At 56.5% G+C, this 17792-nt stretch carries 18 protein-coding genes; 3 read left to right on the top strand and 15 right to left on the bottom strand.

What is annotated here, in order from left to right:
* Positions 1–56: 56 nt before the first annotated feature.
* The 13 genes from tatC to ACWI0H_RS17345 all read right to left on the bottom strand — a co-directional run bounded on the left by tatC (position 57) and on the right by ACWI0H_RS17345 (position 12685).
* Positions 57–848 (bottom strand): twin-arginine translocase subunit TatC, encoded by a 792-nt coding sequence (gene tatC, locus ACWI0H_RS17405; RefSeq protein ID WP_101147570.1) that lies wholly within the window; start codon positions 846–848, stop codon positions 57–59.
* Positions 845–1297, bottom strand: coding sequence for a Sec-independent protein translocase protein TatB (tatB, locus tag ACWI0H_RS17400; RefSeq protein ID WP_101147569.1), 453 nt, complete (start codon positions 1295–1297; stop codon positions 845–847). Before tatB ends, tatC begins: the two co-directional genes overlap by 4 nt.
* Before the next feature lie 3 nt (positions 1298–1300).
* Positions 1301–1579, bottom strand: a complete 279-nt coding sequence (gene tatA / locus ACWI0H_RS17395; protein WP_035562075.1) for a Sec-independent protein translocase subunit TatA — start codon at positions 1577–1579, stop codon at positions 1301–1303.
* A 76-nt stretch (positions 1580–1655) separates the two neighbouring features.
* Positions 1656–2048: a phosphoribosyl-ATP diphosphatase gene (locus tag ACWI0H_RS17390; RefSeq protein ID WP_101147568.1), complete on the bottom strand. Its 393-nt coding sequence runs from the start codon at positions 2046–2048 to the stop codon at positions 1656–1658.
* Between the two features lie 31 nt (positions 2049–2079).
* Positions 2080–3702: a ubiquinone biosynthesis regulatory protein kinase UbiB gene (ubiB, locus tag ACWI0H_RS17385; protein WP_101147567.1), complete on the bottom strand. Its 1623-nt coding sequence runs from the start codon at positions 3700–3702 to the stop codon at positions 2080–2082.
* The gene (locus ACWI0H_RS17380) at positions 3699–4358 is read right to left on the bottom strand and encodes a ubiquinone biosynthesis accessory factor UbiJ (RefSeq protein WP_101147566.1); all 660 of its coding nucleotides are present in this window, start codon (positions 4356–4358) and stop codon (positions 3699–3701) included. The genes ubiB and ACWI0H_RS17380 overlap by 4 nt, the downstream gene beginning before the upstream one ends.
* Positions 4359–4389: 31 nt before the next feature.
* Positions 4390–5145: a bifunctional demethylmenaquinone methyltransferase/2-methoxy-6-polyprenyl-1,4-benzoquinol methylase UbiE gene (gene ubiE, locus ACWI0H_RS17375; protein ID WP_035562085.1), complete on the bottom strand. Its 756-nt coding sequence runs from the start codon at positions 5143–5145 to the stop codon at positions 4390–4392.
* 161 nt (positions 5146–5306) lie between these two features.
* Positions 5307–5690 (bottom strand): gamma-butyrobetaine hydroxylase family protein, encoded by a 384-nt coding sequence (locus ACWI0H_RS17370; protein ID WP_101147565.1) that lies wholly within the window; start codon positions 5688–5690, stop codon positions 5307–5309.
* Positions 5691–5802: 112 nt separating this feature from the next.
* Positions 5803–7125 carry an ATP-dependent protease ATPase subunit HslU gene (gene hslU, locus ACWI0H_RS17365; protein ID WP_035562091.1) on the bottom strand — a complete coding sequence of 441 codons (1323 nt, stop codon included), beginning with the start codon at positions 7123–7125 and terminating at the stop codon, positions 5803–5805.
* Between the two features lie 51 nt (positions 7126–7176).
* Positions 7177–7710: an ATP-dependent protease subunit HslV gene (gene hslV, locus ACWI0H_RS17360; protein ID WP_035562093.1), complete on the bottom strand. Its 534-nt coding sequence runs from the start codon at positions 7708–7710 to the stop codon at positions 7177–7179.
* A 159-nt stretch (positions 7711–7869) separates the two neighbouring features.
* Positions 7870–8604, bottom strand: coding sequence for an SPOR domain-containing protein (locus tag ACWI0H_RS17355; protein ID WP_101147564.1), 735 nt, complete (start codon positions 8602–8604; stop codon positions 7870–7872).
* Between the two features lie 3 nt (positions 8605–8607).
* Positions 8608–10293, bottom strand: a complete 1686-nt coding sequence (gene argS / locus ACWI0H_RS17350) for an arginine--tRNA ligase (protein WP_176302324.1) — start codon at positions 10291–10293, stop codon at positions 8608–8610.
* 145 nt (positions 10294–10438) lie between these two features.
* Positions 10439–12685 carry a primosomal protein N' gene (locus tag ACWI0H_RS17345; protein WP_485874062.1) on the bottom strand — a complete coding sequence of 749 codons (2247 nt, stop codon included), beginning with the start codon at positions 12683–12685 and terminating at the stop codon, positions 10439–10441.
* A 158-nt stretch (positions 12686–12843) separates the two neighbouring features.
* Here ACWI0H_RS17345 and rpmE point away from each other — a divergent pair, with 158 nt between their 5' ends.
* Both rpmE and ACWI0H_RS17335 read left to right on the top strand, forming a co-directional pair.
* Positions 12844–13059, top strand: a complete 216-nt coding sequence (gene rpmE / locus ACWI0H_RS17340; RefSeq protein ID WP_035562478.1) for a 50S ribosomal protein L31 — start codon at positions 12844–12846, stop codon at positions 13057–13059.
* Between the two features lie 335 nt (positions 13060–13394).
* Entirely contained in the window at positions 13395–14666 is a 1272-nt protein-coding gene (locus ACWI0H_RS17335; protein ID WP_101147562.1) for a malic enzyme-like NAD(P)-binding protein, read from the top strand.
* 71 nt (positions 14667–14737) lie between these two features.
* Here ACWI0H_RS17335 and ACWI0H_RS17330 read toward each other — a convergent pair whose 3' ends face one another.
* Positions 14738–15556, bottom strand: coding sequence for an acyl-CoA thioesterase (locus ACWI0H_RS17330; protein ID WP_101147561.1), 819 nt, complete (start codon positions 15554–15556; stop codon positions 14738–14740).
* Between the two features lie 133 nt (positions 15557–15689).
* On the opposite strand from ACWI0H_RS17330, the gene tadA reads away from it, so the two are divergent.
* Positions 15690–16157, top strand: a complete 468-nt coding sequence (gene tadA, locus ACWI0H_RS17325; RefSeq protein WP_336273680.1) for a tRNA adenosine(34) deaminase TadA — start codon at positions 15690–15692, stop codon at positions 16155–16157.
* A 27-nt stretch (positions 16158–16184) separates the two neighbouring features.
* On the opposite strand, the gene mltF is transcribed toward tadA, so the two are convergent.
* Positions 16185–17648 carry a membrane-bound lytic murein transglycosylase MltF gene (gene mltF, locus ACWI0H_RS17320; RefSeq protein ID WP_485874061.1) on the bottom strand — a complete coding sequence of 488 codons (1464 nt, stop codon included), beginning with the start codon at positions 17646–17648 and terminating at the stop codon, positions 16185–16187.
* Between the last annotated feature and the right edge of the window lie 144 nt (positions 17649–17792).

Below are 17792 nucleotides of genomic sequence, written 5' to 3'. Positions count from 1 at the left end.
GTCGCCATGGTTAATGGCGACGGCTTTTTCAGTATCTGCGTGCTGCGCTGATCCGCTTAGAGATCGGCTTCGTGCTCTTCAGCAGCCTCTTTCTCTTCTTTGCGTTTGCGCACCAAACGGCCAAACAGTAGCCCTACTTCGTAGAGCAGGTACATGGGGATCGCCAGGAGGCTTTGGGAAATCACATCCGGCGGGGTTAGCAGCATACCGATGACAAAGCAGCCTAAAAGAATATAGGGACGTTTTTTAGACAGACTTTCCACCGTCGTGGCGCCAGAGAGGATAAGCAAGAAGGTCGCAATAGGAATTTCAAACGCTACCCCGAAAGCAAAAAACAGTTTAAGAACAAAGTTCAAATACTGGTTAATGTCGGTCATGATCGCGATGTTGTCAGGCCCGGTTTGGGTGAAAAACTCAAACAGCAGCGGAAAAACCACGTAATAGGCAAACGCCGCACCGCCATAGAACAGCGCAATGCTTGAGACCAGAATCGGGATCGCCAGTGCTTTTTCATTGTCGTAAAGCCCCGGCGCGATAAACGCCCAGGCCTGATGCAGCACAAAGGGAATGGCGATAAACACCGCGACGACCAGGGTAAGCTTAAATGGCGCTAAGAATGGCGAGGCCACTTCTGTGGCGATCATTTGCGAGCCTTCGGGCAGCAGATCCATTAACGGCTCGGCGACGAAGGTATAAATATCATTGGCAAATGAATAAAGGCCCAAAAAGACTACCAGAATCACGATCACGGCGCGCATCAACCGTGAACGTAGTTCAATCAGGTGCTCAATAAGAGGGGCTTGGCTTTGGTCTTCACGCGGCTCCTTTGAATCGCCAGACATACTCATTGGTGGTTACGATCCTTATTTGATGCAGCCTTTTGTGATTCAGTCGGCTCAGGTTCTATCGATGAAGGAGGCGTTTCTTCACGTACCGTTTGCAGGGCATCATCCAATCGGGAGCTCGCCTTGGCGACGCGCTGCTCTGTCTCGCTCTGCGTCGCTTTGGTTGCTGGCGCTGACCGAGGAGTAGAAGGGGTATCGGCAATACTCTCTACATCCAGCTTGGCTTTTTTCAAGCTATCGTCGAGCTTCTTCTGCTGTTCGTTAAGCTTTTGGCGTAACTCTTCTGCTTCAAGCTGAGCGCTAATTTCACGCTGCATGCCGGATACCGTGCGCTTGATTTTGCCAATCCACATACCCGTCGTGCGAGCGGCCCTAGGCAGCCGCTCCGGGCCAAGCACCAACAGCCCGACGATGCCAATGAGCATTAGTTCAAGAAAGCCGATATCCAGCATGGTTTATTTGCGCTCTTCGTTACGTTCGTTGGCGGCCTGTTTCTCTTCGGCTTGAACGTCATAAGTGTTGCCAGGCTCTTCATGGCTCACTTTGGCATGCGGTTGGTCAGCGTCTTCTTTATCCGTCTCTTTATTTTTCTCTTCATCGTGCATGGCTTTCTTGAAGCCCTTGACCGCCCCGCCTAGGTCGGTGCCCACATTACGCAGTTTTTTGGTGCCGAAAACCAGGATGATGATGCCCAGGACAATCAGCAACTGCCAAATACTAATACCACCTAACATATGCGTTTCCTCATGGGAGCAGGTTGACTATCTTTTTTCCAGCTTGGTTTTCACTATACGACAGTTTCTGTGACCGCTATGGCTGACGAGACGCTTTTTCTTCGTGCCCGGAAATGCCAACGCGTCGCGCCAGTTCGTCTAAAACAGCCTGATGATCCATCCCCAGGTGCGACAGCATCACCATACTATGAAACCACAGGTCGGCCGTTTCAGAAATCAACGCTTGGCGCTCAGCCTCACCACCGTGCTCCGCATCTTTTGCCGCAAGCACTGTTTCAGTCGCTTCTTCGCCAATCTTTTCGAGTATCATGTTCAAACCCTTATGATGCAAGGAGGCAACATAAGAATCTTCTGCTGCTGCGTGTCGCCGCTGCTTTAGTACCTCATTGAGAGTATCCAGCACAGACGCACTGTTTGTCGAAAAAGTGTTGGTTGGTAAATTGTCAGGCGATAATGAGTTGCTGTCCATGGGAATCCTTATAAACGTTTAATGCACTGCGCTATTGCCATACCAGCAGTAAGAGGCCAATCGCAGCGGCAGCCAGTATTGGCCACTCCTGGAGCTCAATCCAACCGCTTAATGGCTGCCAAGCCAGTGCCAGTGCCAGCAGAATCAAACCCAGGCGCAGGCGGTAAAGCCGCTTGCCCTGCCGCACCATCTGTACGCGCATGGCGTTAATGGAGTCCACCTGCTGATGACGTTGACGATGCTCATGCTCCATGCGGCTAAGCGCTTGGTGCGCGAGTACAGGCAATTCAGGTAGCTGGTGTGAAAGCTCCGGTGCCTGCCGCTTGAGTGATTCCCATAAACCGCTGACACCCGCACGCTCTTTCATCCACTGCTCTAAATACGGCTTGGCGGTGCTCCAAAGGTCCAAGTCAGGATAGAGCTGACGCCCTAAGCCTTCAATATTGAGCAGCGTTTTCTGCAATAGAACCAATTGCGGCTGCACTTCCATATTAAAACGTCGCGCGGTTTGAAACAGACCCAGGAGCACTTGGCCAAAGGAGATGTCTTTCAGCGGCTTCTCTAAAATAGGCTCGCAGACGGTGCGGATGGCTGCCGCGAACTCATTGGCGCGAGTATTTTCACCCACCCAGCCGGACTCAATATGCAGTGCGGCGACTTCGTAATAGTCTTGGTGAAAAAATGCCAATAAGTTGCGCGCCAAATAGTCCTGATCCTCTCGGGTCAGGCTGCCCACGATGCCGCAGTCGATGGCGATGTACTGCGGGTCTTCGGGGTTGTCACAGTTAACAAAGATATTGCCGGGGTGCATATCCGCGTGGAAGAAGTTGTCACGAAATACCTGGGTAAAGAAAAGCTCAACGCCGCGCTCGGCGAGCTTTTTAAGGTTCGTGCCACGAGCAATTAGCGTGTCTAAATCGGCGACCGGTATGCCGCGAATGCGCTCTTGAACCATCACGTGGCGGCGGGTGAAGGGCCAATAGATGGTAGGTACAAATAGCAGCGGTGAGTCTTTAAAGTTACGTTTAAGCTGCGAGGTGTTGGCGGCTTCTTTATAGAGATCCAGCTCATCAAACAACGTGGCTTCGTAGTCGCGGATGACTTCCACCGGGCGCAAACGTCGCGCTTCGGGGATTTTGGAAAATAGCTTGGCGACTTGGTACATCAGCGCCATGTCCTGACGCATGACGCGATCAATGCCGGGACGAATGATTTTTACCACTACGTCTTCACCGCCGTGCAGACTTGCTGCGTGTACCTGGGCAATCGATGCAGAGGCGAGCGGTACGTGGTCAAATTCAGCAAAGGCATCCGCCAGCGACATTTCCAGCTCTTTCTCGACGCGGGCAGCGGCAAGATCACCGGGAAAAGGCGGCACCTGATCCTGAAGGCGCTTTAGCTCATCGGCGATATCTGCCGGTAGCAAGTCGCGGCGGGTCGAGAGCATCTGTCCGAATTTAATGAAAATTGGCCCTAGCGCTTCTAGCGCCAAGCGCAGGCGTTCACCCCGCGATCGCTTGCCGATCGGCACCAGGCGTAACGGTGAAAACCACAGTAGCGTCCGCAGCCACCAGGGCAAGCGTTCCAGCGGCAGTAATGTGTCTAGCCGGTGGCGCGTGATTACCCAGCTAATCCGTAGCAGGCGCAGGCTCATGGGCGTGGCTCCTGAGAGGCGCTCTGCGGCGGTTGCGTCAGCTTGCGCTGCAAGCGGTTAAAGCGCGCTTCCAGACGATCGGTGGCGATTTCCAGTTCGGTTAAGTGATCGCGTAGCACGTTGCGCTGTTGCTGTCCGGGTAGCAGGCGGGCTTCTTCAAAGACATATTCAGAAACATCCTGCATCAGCTCATCTTTGGCACGCAGCCCCCAACGAGCGGCGCGACGCAACCCTTCGGCCAGCGAGTGAGCGGGCATATCGCCAAGCCAGTGGGCCAGCTCGCTTTCCCAATCAATGTCTAAATCGAAAAGCAGCTCGCGGGTCGCTTCAAGCAGATGGATGCGCCCACGCACGGCCAGTTTGCCATCGAACATTAGCCGCTCAATCGAGGCGCCGCTGATCCACTCTGAAAATGTTTCCGGAGTCAGCTCGACGACTGCATCTACCTCGGTTTCATCAACACCTTCGCCACGCATCAGGTCTAAGCCTGCGTGGTGATAGTGGATCACAAGCTCAAGATGTGGCTGCTCCAGGCGTATAAGCAAACGGCTGCCCACCAGCGCTGCCAGCCGTGCGGGGGCTGCCGGGTCGCGGGCGAGTAGGGCATTGAGCGTGCGTTCACATCCGGCCAACAGCAGGGTCGGGGTTACCAGCATGCTGGCCTCTGGGTCTGTAGCGTCTGAAGTCTCATAGCTTAATGCCGCGGTGTAGTGCAACGATACCGCCCGTCAGATTGGTGTACTCGACCCGCTCTAGCCCGGCAGCTTCCATCATGGCTTTGAGCGTTTCCTGGTCGGGGTGCATCCGAATCGACTCCGCCAAATAGCGGTAACTTTCGCCGTCCCCCGCCACCAGTTCGCCCATTTTGGGCAGCAGGCGGAAGGAGTACTCGTCGTAAGCCTTAGACAGCAAAGGGTTGTTGGGTTTGGAGAACTCTAATACCAACAGGCGCCCACCAGGTTTAAGAACGCGCGCCATAGAGCGCAGCGCAGCGTCTTTGTCGGTGACATTGCGCAGCCCAAAAGCGATCGTAATGCAGTCGAAGCTATTATCGGGAAACGGCAGGTTTTCGGCATTGGCTTGAACGTACTCTACGTTGCCGCCGACGCCGTTATCCATCAGCTTGTCGCGGCCGACTTTGAGCATTGAGGCGTTGATATCCGCCAGCACTACCTTGCCACGCGGGCCAACCAGGCGGGAAAACTTGAGGGTTAAGTCGCCCGTACCGCCAGCGATATCAAGCACGTGGTGACCAGGGCGCACACCAGCGCGCTCAATAGTCATGCGTTTCCAAACCCGGTGGATACCCATCGACATCAAGTCGTTCATTACGTCGTAGCGGGCGGCTACCGAGTGGAATACGTCAGCTACTCGTGACGCTTTCTCATCAACCGGTACTTCCTGGTAACCAAAATGAGTCGTGCGTTTTTCTGTGGGGCTCATTGGGCGGTAGCTCCCGAATTTTAGGCGATGGCAGATCGACCTTTGGTCTTTTGACTGAGGGCCGACGCGATTAAAAAGTTAGCGTCATTGTAGCCTTGTCCGCCCTGGCTTGTCTGCCTAGCGTCCCTGCCTAGTTTGTTGCAGGGGTGTGAGTCATGCCATCACAGTTGCTTGAATTGAATGCTGGCCGGCTCGCGCGAGGCACCGGCGTCTTCTAAGCGCTGTAAGTAATTGTTCCAGTAAGCTTCCTGGTGAGTAGCCAGATCGTATAAGTAGTTCCAGCTAAACAGCCCACTGTCATGACCGTCGTCAAAGTGAAGCTTCAGCGCGTAGTTGCCTGCCTGGGTAATATTCTGCAGGCCGACATCTTTTTTACCTACCTGGAGAACGGCGGTGTCGCCACCGTGGCCGCGCACTTCGGCAGACGGCGAATAGACGCGTAAAAACTCAACCGGGAGGCGAAAGCTCTCACCAGTGGAGTAGCCAAGTTCCAGCTCACGGGACTGCTTATGGTAGTGAACACGAGTGGGGGTAGGGGCGTTCATGATGAGACCTCATGGCTAAGTGTCCATGGCTAAATGTCATAGCAGCAAGCCCGCGAAGAGCGGGCTTGCTGTTGCTGACGATACCAGCGCTGATAATAACCGCAGGCGCAGCTTACAAAATATACCGCGACAGGTCTTCGTCGACCGCCAGTTCGCCAAGCTGGGCATTGACGTAATCAGCGTCGATGACCAGCGGGCTCTCCATATCGCCGCCTTTGAAGGAGGCTTCTTCTAACAACCGCTCCATTACCGTGTGCAGGCGGCGGGCGCCGATGTTTTCAGTGCCTTCATTGACCTGCCAAGAGATCTGCGCGATGCGCTCGATACCGTCGGGAGTAAACTCCACATCAAGACCTTCTGTCGCCAGCAGCGCCTGATACTGCTTGGTCAGTGAGGCAGAGGGCTCGGTGAGGATGCGTTTGAAGTCGTTCGGCGTCAGTGCATCAAGCTCTACACGGATCGGCAGACGGCCCTGGAGCTCGGGAATCAGGTCCGACGGGCGCGATAGGTGGAAGGCGCCAGAAGCGATAAACAGAATGTGATCGGTTTTGACCATGCCGTACTTGGTGGACACGGTGGAGCCTTCAATCAGCGGCAGCAGGTCGCGCTGAACGCCTTCGCGAGAGACTTCGCCACCGCTGGACTGGCCGCTGCCCTTGGCCACTTTGTCGATCTCATCCAGGAAGACGATGCCATGCTGTTCTACCGAGTAGACCGCGCGCGCCTTGATCTCTTCCTCGTTGACCAGCTTGCCCGCTTCTTCATCACGCAGCAGAACCAGCGCTTCTTTGACCGTTACGCGGCGATTCTCACGCTTCTGCTGGCCCATGTTGGAGAACATGCTCTGTAGTTGGCTGGTCATCTCTTCCATGCCCGGCGGGGTCATAATATCGATGCCTTGGCCATGAGAGGATATTTCAATATCGATCTCTTTATCGTCCAGTTGGCCTTCACGCAATTTTTTACGGAAGGACTGGCGAGTGCTGCCTTCTTCACGTGGCTTATCTTCCTGGCCACGGGGAGGCGGAAGAAGGGCATCTAGAACCCGATCTTCGGCGGCATCCGCGGCACGGTTGCCAACTTCTTCTTTCGCCTGTTCGCGCACCATCTTAATCGCGGCTTCCATCAAGTCGCGAATAATCGACTCAACGTCACGGCCAACATAGCCGACTTCAGTGAACTTGGTCGCTTCAACTTTAATAAACGGTGCTTTGGCCAGCTTGGCCAAACGGCGGGCAATCTCGGTTTTACCCACACCGGTGGGGCCAATCATCAGAATGTTCTTAGGCGTGACTTCTGGGCGCAAGTCGTCATCGAGCTGCATGCGGCGCCAGCGGTTACGCAGGGCAATTGCAACGGCGCGTTTAGCATCTTGCTGACCAATAATGTACTGGTCTAGAGCGTGAACAATTTCGCGGGGTGTCATCTGAGTCATATAAGTAACCTTTGTGGGCAATGAGCGGCGTTTGCGAGTCGCGTAAAGTGATTAGCGATCGTCAATCGACAGCTCTTCGAGCGTCACGTGATGATTGGTAAACACACAGATATCACCAGCGATCGCCAGCGATTTCTCAGTAATTTCACGCGCCGAAAGCTCGGTATTTTCTAACAGCGCTCGGGCGCTGGCCTGGGCAAAATTGCCACCAGAGCCAATCGCAATAATGCCGCGCTCAGGCTCGACCACATCACCGTTACCGGTAATGATCAGCGAGGCGCTATGGTCAGCCACAGCCAGCAGTGCTTCTAAACGGCGCAGCGCCCGGTCGGTGCGCCAGTCTTTGGCGAGCTCGACAGCTGCTTTGGTGAGATGGCCTTGGTATTTTTCCAACTGCGCTTCAAAGCGCTCAAATAGCGTGAACGCATCTGCGGTGCCACCGGCAAACCCGGCCAGTACTTTGCCGCGGTAGAGGCGGCGTACTTTGCTGGCGTTACCCTTCATTACGGTATTGCCCAGCGAAACTTGACCGTCGCCGGCGAGGGCGACCTGGTTACCACGACGAACGGAGACAATAGTGGTCATGGAGATAACTCCTTGGTGGGAGGCGCGCTCCCGATGACTGGCAGGTCACTTGCTCCTTAACATACTGCTTCTGGAAGCGACCATTGTGTAAGCGTTCACAACAAAATGCGGGCGGCTGATAAAAAATCAACCGCCCGCAGGGTGTTCAAGATGAGATTATTAGTTCTGTAGCTGGATAAGTAGTGGTTCGATACCCTGGGTGTTCATTAAATCCTGAGCGCGGTTCAGCTCGCGGGTATCCTCGTAAGGCCCTACTTGAACACGGTGCCAGGTATTACCATCCGCCTGGACTTCGCTAACTTCCGCCAACAGGCTTAAGTTGCGCAGTCGGCCGCGCAGCTGTACGGCGTCACTTGCCTCACGAAATGAGGCGGCCTGAAGCATATAACGCCCGGGAGTGTTGGTAGCCGCTTCACTCTCCTTGGCTGCTGAAATCTGGTCTTCAGGCCGGGTATTAGCGGCAATGACCTGGGCGATGGGGTCGTCGCTGGCCGAGCCAGAGGCGGTATCGCTCTCGGCCTCTTGCTCGGGAGCTTCCGGGCGCACAACGCTTGACGGCAGCGTGACGCCAGGGGCAATGACCTCGGTTTCCGGCAGTAGTGTATAAAACTCAAAGGTCGGCATTGATGGCTCAGCGGCCTCTTCGGTTTCCCGAGCCGCAGCGCGCTCCTCACTACCCGCGGGCTTGGGCAGAACCGTGGCCTGAGGCGCTTCGCTCTGCTCTTGCCAAGGCGCGGTGCCGTGCTGGTGTTGAGCCAAGAAAAAACCTGCCGCCATGCCGACCAAGCCCCATAGCCAACCAGGAAGGCGAAAGCCGCCACCAGAGCTACGGGGGGATTTGCGCTGCGAAGTGGCTCCGCGGCGGGAGGCGGGCTTTTTACGCGGGCTAGCCATTGATTACATCTCCTCTGGGGCGCTAACCCCCATTAAATCAAGCCCATTGCGCAGCACTTGACGGGTAGCGAGGCCGAGTGCCAAGCGCGTGTTGCGTAGGGTGTCGTCCTCAACCATTACCTTGACGGCGTTATAGCAGGTGTGGAAATCGCCGGAAAGATCGAGCAAATACTGGGCAACCTGCTGTGGTTCGCGGTTTCTAGCAGCGGTCTCCACCACTTCAGGGAAGCGTGCCAAGCGGTTAAGAACGGCTTTTTCCTGATCGCTATCCAGCAGGGCTAGATTGGCTATGGCTAATGCATGATCAAACGGCTGGTCGGCATCCTGTGCTTTGCGCAGCATGCTGCATACCCGAGCGTGCGCGTATTGAATGTAATAAACCGGGTTGTCGTTCGACTGCGAGCGCGCCAGGTCGATATCAAAGGTGAGCTGGGAGTCAGCGCGGCGGGCGGCGAGGAAAAAACGCGTGGCATCGCGGCCGACTTCGTCGATCAAGTCGCGCACGGTGACATAGCTACCGGCGCGCTTGGAGAGTTTTACCTCGACGCCGGAGCGGGTGACCATCACCATCTGGTGGAGCACGTAGTCGGGCCAGCCTTTGGGAATGCCCACTTCCAGCGCCTGTAAACCAGCGCGCACACGGGTAACGGTGGAGTGGTGATCGGCACCCTGCTCGTTAATTACGGTTTTGAAGCCGCGCTGCCACTTGTCCAGGTGGTAGGCCACATCGGGTAGGAAGTAGGTGTAGCCACCGTCCTGTTTGCGCATCACGCGGTCTTTGTCATCACCGAAGTCGGTGGTGCGCAGCCACATGGCGCCATCTTCTTCATAGGTGTGTCCAGCGTTTACCAGCTTCTCAACGGTGGCATCCACCTTGCCATCTTCGTAGAGCGACGACTCTAAGAAATAGACATCGAACTCTACACCAAAGGCTTTTAAGTCGAGATCCTGCTCACGGCGCAGCCACGCGACGGCGAATTCTTGAATCGCGTCCAGGTCGTCAGGATCTTTTTTGGCGGTGACTTCGCGGTCATCGGCGCTGACCGTTTTACCCGCCAGGTAATCGTTGGCGACATCGACGATATACTCACCGCGATAGCCGTCTTCCGGCCAGCTGGCGTCGTCAGGGCCCAAGCCTTTTACACGCGCTTGTACCGAGCGGGCGAGGTTGGCGATCTGGGCACCTGCGTCGTTGTAGTAGAACTCGCGGGTCACGTCATAGCCGGTGGCTTCGAGCAGGCGGCATAAACAGTCACCAATCGCCGCGCCCCGGCCGTGGCCAACGTGCAGCGGGCCAGTGGGGTTGGCGGAAACGAACTCCACCTGCACTTTTTCACCCTTGCCGATCAGGCTGCGGCCAAAGGTATCGCCGCAGTCGAGTACTTGGGCAACGATTTGCGCCGCGGCATCGGCGGCAGCGAAAAAGTTGATAAAACCGGGGCCCGCGATCTCGGTATTCTGGATCGCGTCGCTTTCGGGGAGCGCGGCCACCAGCATAGTGGCTAATTCACGCGGATTTTTGCCTGCCGGTTTGGCCAGCATCAGCGCTAGATTAGTGGCGTAATCGCCGTGGGCTTTGTCTTTGGTGGGGTCGACTTTGATCGTGGGTTGAAGGTCGTTCGGCAGCACGCCTTGGTGCTTGAGCGCAGTGATCGCGCCTTCGAGCAGAGAAACTATGGTGTCTTTCATTTAGGTATCCGGGTGTCGTCGGTGGCGGCGTGTGCTAACGCGCAGCTGTAAAGGTGCGTCGATAAAGCGGCTATTATCAGCAATTGAGCCGCAGTTTCAAAGCCGCGTGATGGTGAGCCCCTATTTATAGGAGAGCGTTCAGGAGTTAGGAGAGCGTTTGTGGGTCGATATCTATCGACCAGCGCACCTTGCGGGCCTCGCGATTGGCTTCCAACCACTGCACGAGCCAGCTGACGGCGGGGTGAAGTTGGCTACGCTTATCTGCCGCCAGCATGACATGTAAATGGTAACGGTTTTGACGTCTTTCCATCGGAGCGGGCACCGGCCCCAGACAGCGGGTCGCCACGCGGGACTCTTTGAGCCACTGGCGCAAGGCCTGGGCGGCCTGCTGTGCCATGGCTAAGGCGGCCTCTTCCTTGGGGCTTTCAATTCGCAGTAGCGCCATAAAGCAGAACGGGGGCAGCTGGGCAATACGACGCTCTTCCAGCATGTTGCGTGCGAGCGCTCCATAACCATGTTCAGCCAACTGGCCCAGATGAGGATCGTCGGGGTGTAGCGTTTGCACCAGCACTCGACCTGGGTGAGCGGCCCGGCCCGCTCGGCCCGCCACCTGCTCAAGCAGCTGAGCGCTATGTTCCAGCGCACGAAAATCAGCAGCGTACAGTCCGCCGTCGGCATTAACGACGACGACCAAGGTAACGTGGGGCAGGTGGTGCCCTTTGGCGAGCATTTGAGTGCCGACCAACACGCACGGCTCACCGCGATGGATCTCTTTTAACACTTGCTCGAAGCTATCCTTGCGCCGTGTGCTATCGCGGTCAATGCGGTGGATGGTGGTCCTTGGAAACAGGGTCTGTAATGTCTCTTCCGTGCGTTCCGTGCCGCTACCCAATGCGCGCAGGTCGCCGCTGGCGCACTCGGGGCAGGCATCCGGCAGGGCGCGGCGGCTATCGCAGTGGTGACAGGCAAGCAGGGCGGGCTGACGGTGTAGCGTCATGCGTGCATCACACTGGCCGCACTCGGCCATCCAGCCGCAGGCGTGGCAGGCAAGCGTTGGGGCAAAACCGCGGCGGTTGATGAAGATTAGCACCTGTTTGCCCGCGCTTAAGGTGCTTTTGATCGCCTTAATGGCGCCGGGCAGCAAACCGCCCTGGCGGCGCTGGTGGCGCAAGTCGATCAGTTCCAGCTTAGCGGGCGGGTGGCGGCTGGGGCGCTGGGTCAGGCGTAGGTGTCGATAAGTACCGTTAAGCGCCTGATGCAGGCTCTCTAAGGACGGCGTGGCGCTGCCCATGAGCAGCGGGATTTTATGGTAATGCGCGCGCGCAACCGCAAGGTCGCGAGCGTGATAGCGCAAACCGTCGTGCTGCTTGTAGGAGCCATCATGCTCCTCATCGACAATGATCGCACCGGGGTTAGCCAATGGCGTGAAAATGGCCGAGCGGGTGCCGATAATAATCAGTGCCCGGCCGCTGGCAGCGGCTTCCCATACATCTAAGCGCTCAGGGTCGGTAAGGCCCGAATGCAGCGCCACCACGGGCACGCGAAAACGGCTTCTAAAGCGGGCCAGCGTTTGCGGCGTTAAGCCAATTTCCGGCACCAGCACCAGCGACTGCTTACTTTTGGCGGCCACTGCTTCAATCAGCTGCAGATAGACTTCCGTTTTCCCACTGCCAGTGACGCCTTCGAGCAAGCAGGGGTGATAACCCTCTAGCTTTTCATGCAGCGCGGCGAGAGCGGTCGCCTGTTCGCGGTTGAGCGGGAGCGCCGGGGCCGCGAGTAAGTTACCGCTTGGCGGTGATGGGGCGGTAAGAATATGTTCCTGGCTCGTGGCCAAGCCTTTCTTCTCCAACGCTAGTAGCTGGTCGCGGGCAAAGCCATGGGCGCTGACCGCACGACCGGGTAGGCCATGGGGGTGTTGGCGTAAAAGCGCATGCAGTTCTGCTTGCTTGGGTGCTCGGCTGAGGGTTTCCTGCGCGTCGTCACCTTGGGCCATCCAAAGTGTTTGCGTGCGACCGGCCATCGCGTGTCCCTGGCGTAGCCGCGCGGGCATGGCGTGGTGCAAGGTGTCGCCCAGGCTGTGCTGATAGTAGCGGGCGGCAAAGCGGCATAACCAGAGCCAGTCTGCTGGCAGCGGCGCGTCGTCCAGCGTCTCGCTGACCGCGCGCAATTGGCTGCGCGGCAGGTCGCTGTGGTCGGTAAGTTCCACGACCACACCGACGACTTCGCGGCGCCCAAAAGGTACCCGCACCCTCAACCCCGGCTGCCAACCGCAGGCTGGCGTCACGTTAGACGGCAAGTAGTCGAACAGGCGCCGCAGCGGTGAGGGCAGCGCTATTTTAAGTATTTGGTTAAGCACTTGAGGCGGTACCCGCGAAGAAACAGAATCAGGCAATTGGCCTCCGGCGTTAGTTTTGCTAGAATATGCGACCGCTCAATCTTAGCGATCTTATCGTAACGAAAGAGCGGCCAACCGGTTAGTAGTTTTTCCAAACCCGTATGCGGTGCCTGGCACGAGATCAGGTGGCGGCATATAGCTTCGTGAGGTTCGAGATGAGACAAGGTATCCACCCGAATTACAACACGGTCACCGCCAACTGTTCTTGCGGTGCTAATTTCCAGGTAGGTTCTACTTCAGGTCAGGACTTCTCTCTGGATGTGTGCTCCAACTGCCACCCGTTCTATACTGGTAAGCAGAAGCAAGCGACCACTGGTGGCCGCGTAGAGCGCTTCAACAAGCGTTTCGGCGCTGCTGTTAAGCGCGGCTAATCCAACTCGGATAGCCATATCGCAAGTACAGGTCGTACTTGCGCAAAACCCACGCCAAGGCGTGGGTTTTTTGTTGTCTCGCTAAAAACTGGCTATTTTTGTGGAAAAAATTTTCACAAATGCTGCGCTGATGTTGCGGTACAGCAATAAGCAAAGCGTTATGGCTAACGCCGTTTTACATAAGTTTCAGCAAATATCTGCGAAATGTGGCGAATATGAAGGTAAAATTCAGTTAAACGGGCGTTTTGATATGAGTTGACGGCACGCTTGAGGCGCATAGGTTTTTTCTATATTCTGAAACGACTTATCTACTTTATGTTAACTGGACTCTGACCATGACGGATGCAACTAAGCAGGCTGCTTTGGATTATCACGCAAAACCGATTCCCGGTAAGCTGTCGGTGGAGTTGACCAAACCCACCGCAACGGCACGGGATTTGGCGCTGGCGTATAGCCCAGGCGTGGCTGAGCCAGTGCTTGAAATCGCCAGGGATGCGGAAAATGCCTACCGCTATACCGGCAAGGGTAATCTGGTTGCCGTTATCACCGACGGCAGCGCTATTCTTGGCTTAGGTAATCTGGGCCCACTGGCGAGTAAGCCAGTCATGGAAGGCAAAGGCGTGCTGTTTAAGTGCTTTGCTGGCATTAACTCGGTGGATATCGAGGTGGATGCGGAAAGCCCACAGGCGTTTATCGATACCGTCGCGCGCATTGCCGATACCTGGGGTGGCATCAACCTTGAAGATATCAAGGCGCCGGAGTGCTTTGAAATTGAAAAAGCCCTGATTGAGCGCTGCAGTATTCCGGTCTTCCACGATGACCAGCACGGCACCGCGATTGTCACGGCGGCAGGCATGCTCAATGCGCTTGAGATCGCTGGTAAACGTATCCAAGACGTTAAGATTGTTTGCATGGGCGCAGGAGCGGCGGCGATTGCCTGCATGCGCCTGCTGGTCTCCTGTGGCGCAAGTAAAGACAATCTTGTGATGCTTGATCGCCGTGGTGTCATTCACACGGACCGCGAAGGCATCAACGAATACAAGGCTGAATTCGCCCGCGATACCGAGATGCGCACCTTGGATGATGCCATCGACAACGCTGACGTATTTATCGGCCTTTCCGGCCCGGGCCTGCTCTCCGCTGAACAGGTCAAGAAAATGGCGCCAGACCCAGTGATTTTTGCCTGCACTAATCCGGATCCGGAAATTCATCCTGACGTTGCCCGCGAAGCGCGCCCGGATGTGATCATGGCCACTGGCCGTTCGGATTTCCCGAACCAGGTCAACAACGTGCTGGGCTTCCCGTTTATCTTCCGTGGTGCGCTGGATGTTCGTGCTACACGCATTAACGAAGAGATGAAACTGGCCGCCGTGCATGCGCTGAAAGATCTGGCCCGAGAGCCGGTTCCTCAGGAAGTGCTGGATGCCTACGAGCGCACCGAGATGAGTTTTGGCCGCGAGTACATCATTCCCACGCCTGTCGATATTCGCCTGTTGGCGCGAGTCACCTCGGCGGTTGCCCAAGCCGCGGTTGACTCTGGCGTGGCGCGCAAACCGTTTCCTGCGCACTATCCGCTAACGTCTATCAACGACGTTTACGGTGGCTAATAAACCGCAGCATTCTGGTAACTATTTACGCCCGCTAATAAGCGGGCGTAAATGTTTGAGAGAGTATCTGTTTAGTTTTGTGAATAACGCGTTAGCCCTTCTTGAGCGGTAGAGGCCACTAATCGACCGTCGCGACTATAAATATGCCCCCGCGCCAGCCCGCGAGCGCCGCCTGCCCAGGGTGAATCGATAACATACAGCAGCCAATCGTCCAGGCGTGTGTCCTGGTGTAGCCATAAGGCGTGGTCTAGGCTGGCGATGCGCAGCTTGGGGTCGCGGTACTCGATGCCGTGGGGAATCAGGCTGGTGGTCAGCAGGTTGAAGTCAGAGGCGTACGAGAGCAGGTGGCGATGCAGGGCCGGGTCGTCTGGCAGTGTGCCTGAAAGGCGAAACCACAAACACTGGCCTGCAGGCGTGCCGTTGTCGGGGTTGCCCGTGAGATGCAAAAACTCAATGGGGTGGCCGGGAAAGCGGTCATGTTTGGCATCGCCGCTCTCTAGCAGCGCCTCGGGGGTGGCGACATTCGGCATGTCGCGCTGATGGCTAAAGCTTGCTTCCTCGCTCTGAAAAGAGGCGCTGCAGAAAAAGATCGGCCGACCTTTTTGAATGGCAGTAACGCGGCGGGTGGTAAAGCTGCCGCCGTCGCGAATGGTATCCACTTGATAGACAACGGGGCGATGGGGGTCGCCGGGGCGCAGAAAGTAGCCATGTTGAGAGTGCGGGCGACGCTCGTCTGGCACGGTGCGCGCGGCGGCCGCCAGCGCTTGGCCAAGAACCTGGCCACCGTAAAGCTGAGGAAAGCCTAGATCCTGGCTCTGACCACGAAATAGCGTCTCCTCCAGCGTTTCTAGCTCTAGTAACGCTACCAATTTGTTCAGCGCGTCTGTCATTCTCGGTATCCTTGCGGCTGTCTCTTTTGAATGCGGTCGGTGAAAGAATGCTATCGGTAAAAGTAATAGGCTGCCACGGCGCCGGGCACCCCTTTCATACGGTCGTTTAGCTACCTTAGCGGAGTTTACGTTTATGCGCAGCGATGAATTTTACATGCACCGGGCGCTTGACCAAGCGCACCTGGCCGCGGCGGCGGGCGAGGTGCCCGTAGGGGCAGTGGTTGTCGATGCGCAGGGAGAGATTATTGGTGTGGGGTGTAATGCGCCGGTGGCCAGCTGCGACCCTAGCGGCCATGCGGAAGTTCGTGCCCTACGCGAGGCGGGCAAGCACCAGGGCAACTATCGCCTTGAAGGCTGCACGCTGTTTGTCACCCTGGAGCCCTGCATGATGTGTGCGGGTACGATGATTCATGCTCGCCTGGCCCGCTTAGTCTACGGTGCCGCCGAGCCCCGTGCGGGCATGGTCGAATCAAAGGCTAACCTGTTGGCACAGCCGTGGTTTAATCATCAGATCGCGGTGACCGGTGGGGTATTGGCCGCAGCCTCGCAAAAGCTGCTGAAGCGATTTTTCGCCGCCCGGCGCGAGGAATTGAATCAGTAATACTGAATTGGAAATGCCACGGCGCTGTTAATCAAGCGGCGGGACAAGTTCAAACAATAACAGCGGGTCATCGTTGACAGATGTTTGTTCTAGTTGAAAAAATTGCTGACGACTACGTTCCACATATTGAATCATTTCGTAATAACGACGGATGTTGCGTACGTATATCACCGGCTCACCGCCACGGGCGTAGCCGTGACGCGTTTGGCTATGCCATTCACGCTGCTGTAATAGCGGTAGCGCCGCGCGCACATCTTGCCAGCTGTCGGGGTCGCCGCCACGCATTTCCGCAATCTTACGCGCGTCATAAAGATGGCCAAGACCCACGTTGTAGGCCGCCATGGCCATAAACAGGCGATCATCGCCAGTAATGCCTTCCGGTAAGCGGTCTTTAATACTGCGTAAATAGCGGGCACCGCCGTCAATGCTCTGGGCGGGGTCTGTGCGATCCGTCACGCCCATTTCACCCGCCGTGGGGTTGGTCAGCATCATCAAGCCACGCACGCCTGTTGGCGAGACGGCGTCTGGGTCCCAGTGGGATTCCTGATACCCCACTGCCGCCAATAACTTCCAGTCAAACTCTGTTTCGCGGGCAGCCTGCTGGAACAGTTCCGTGTAACGGGGCAGGCGTGCATCAAGGTGATCAAGAAAGGTGCGCGTGCCGACATACTCTAAATAGTCGTCATGGCCGAAGTAGCGGCTTACCAGCCGATCAAGCGTGCCGCTTTCCTGAAGGTCTTGTAGGAACCGATTGGCGGATTCAAGCAATCCTAAGCCACGACCGCTAGGCACCGCCCATGCCATGGAAAGTGGGTCCCCGAGTATGAAACCACGTTCTACGTTGGGGAAAAAAAGCCGATTTAAACGAAACTGATGCTCGAAAATGACCGCGGCGTCCAGGGTGCCGTCCTCAACGCGTGCCAGCAGTTCGGCGACTTCAAGCTCGTGAGACTCTTTCCAGCTCAAGGTAGGATGACGCCGCTGAAGGTCGCGCAGCGCTTCATCGGTACCGGCTTCGCTGAGCGTACCAAGTTCTAAGCCGACAAGGTCGCTCGGCTCTTTAATGCCATTCAGACCGCGGCGGTAAACCACCAGCGGCTGCATTTGAATGATTGGGCGTGTGTAGTGGATGCCAGGGCTGTCAGGCAGTAATGGCAGCGCTGCCGCGCCCAGGTCGCCTTTTTCACGCACCGCCGGCAAGACGCTTTCTGGGTGGTGGCTGGCGTCAAGGTTAAGGCTCACTCCCAAGTAATCGGCAAAACGGTGCATCAGCTCGTATTCAAAGCCGGTAGGACCTTGGCGGCCTTCGTAATAGGTCGTGGGGGTGTTGCGGGTGTGAACGGTAATAAAGTCTTTTGTACCGATATGCGTTAAATGCTCGCCTGGGGGAACAAGAGAGAGAGTGGGCACCATGGTCAAAAGCGTAACGGCAGTTAACGCATAATAAGCGCTGGCACGGGCTATAAAATGTCGGCAAATCAACGTCAGCATGGCGTCTTGTCGGCATGAAACAAGCTGCCACGATACCCAGCCCGGGTCACGCTGTCACCTTGTTGATTTCGTGTGGTGGCTGGTTTCCAGTATCATAGGCGTTTTTCGCTATCATAAAAGCACGGCCGCCTAGCGGCCCGGTGA

The organism is Halomonas sp. NYA30 (assembly GCF_976980765.1).
Note: the sequence above shows the minus strand (reverse complement) of the source record. Positions and strands in the feature narration are given on the sequence as shown.

Bases quoted from the DNA above. Each gene is read 5' to 3' on its own strand.
- tatC (WP_101147570.1), bottom strand. From the start codon at position 848: ATGAGTATGTCTGGCGATTCAAAGGAGCCGCGTGAAGACCAAAGCCAA.
- tatB (WP_101147569.1), bottom strand. From the start codon at position 1,297: ATGCTGGATATCGGCTTTCTTGAACTAATGCTCATTGGCATCGTCGGG.
- tatA (WP_035562075.1), bottom strand. From the start codon at position 1,579: ATGTTAGGTGGTATTAGTATTTGGCAGTTGCTGATTGTCCTGGGCATC.
- ACWI0H_RS17390 (WP_101147568.1), bottom strand. From the start codon at position 2,048: ATGGACAGCAACTCATTATCGCCTGACAATTTACCAACCAACACTTTT.
- ubiB (WP_101147567.1), bottom strand. From the start codon at position 3,702: ATGAGCCTGCGCCTGCTACGGATTAGCTGGGTAATCACGCGCCACCGG.
- ACWI0H_RS17380 (WP_101147566.1), bottom strand. From the start codon at position 4,358: ATGCTGGTAACCCCGACCCTGCTGTTGGCCGGATGTGAACGCACGCTC.
- ubiE (WP_035562085.1), bottom strand. From the start codon at position 5,145: ATGAGCCCCACAGAAAAACGCACGACTCATTTTGGTTACCAGGAAGTA.
- ACWI0H_RS17370 (WP_101147565.1), bottom strand. From the start codon at position 5,690: ATGAACGCCCCTACCCCCACTCGTGTTCACTACCATAAGCAGTCCCGT.
- hslU (WP_035562091.1), bottom strand. From the start codon at position 7,125: ATGACTCAGATGACACCCCGCGAAATTGTTCACGCTCTAGACCAGTAC.
- hslV (WP_035562093.1), bottom strand. From the start codon at position 7,710: ATGACCACTATTGTCTCCGTTCGTCGTGGTAACCAGGTCGCCCTCGCC.
- ACWI0H_RS17355 (WP_101147564.1), bottom strand. From the start codon at position 8,604: ATGGCTAGCCCGCGTAAAAAGCCCGCCTCCCGCCGCGGAGCCACTTCG.
- argS (WP_176302324.1), bottom strand. From the start codon at position 10,293: ATGAAAGACACCATAGTTTCTCTGCTCGAAGGCGCGATCACTGCGCTC.
- rpmE (WP_035562478.1), top strand. From the start codon at position 12,844: ATGAGACAAGGTATCCACCCGAATTACAACACGGTCACCGCCAACTGT.
- ACWI0H_RS17335 (WP_101147562.1), top strand. From the start codon at position 13,395: ATGACGGATGCAACTAAGCAGGCTGCTTTGGATTATCACGCAAAACCG.
- ACWI0H_RS17330 (WP_101147561.1), bottom strand. From the start codon at position 15,556: ATGACAGACGCGCTGAACAAATTGGTAGCGTTACTAGAGCTAGAAACG.
- tadA (WP_336273680.1), top strand. From the start codon at position 15,690: ATGCGCAGCGATGAATTTTACATGCACCGGGCGCTTGACCAAGCGCAC.
- mltF (WP_485874061.1), bottom strand. From the start codon at position 17,648: ATGCTGACGTTGATTTGCCGACATTTTATAGCCCGTGCCAGCGCTTAT.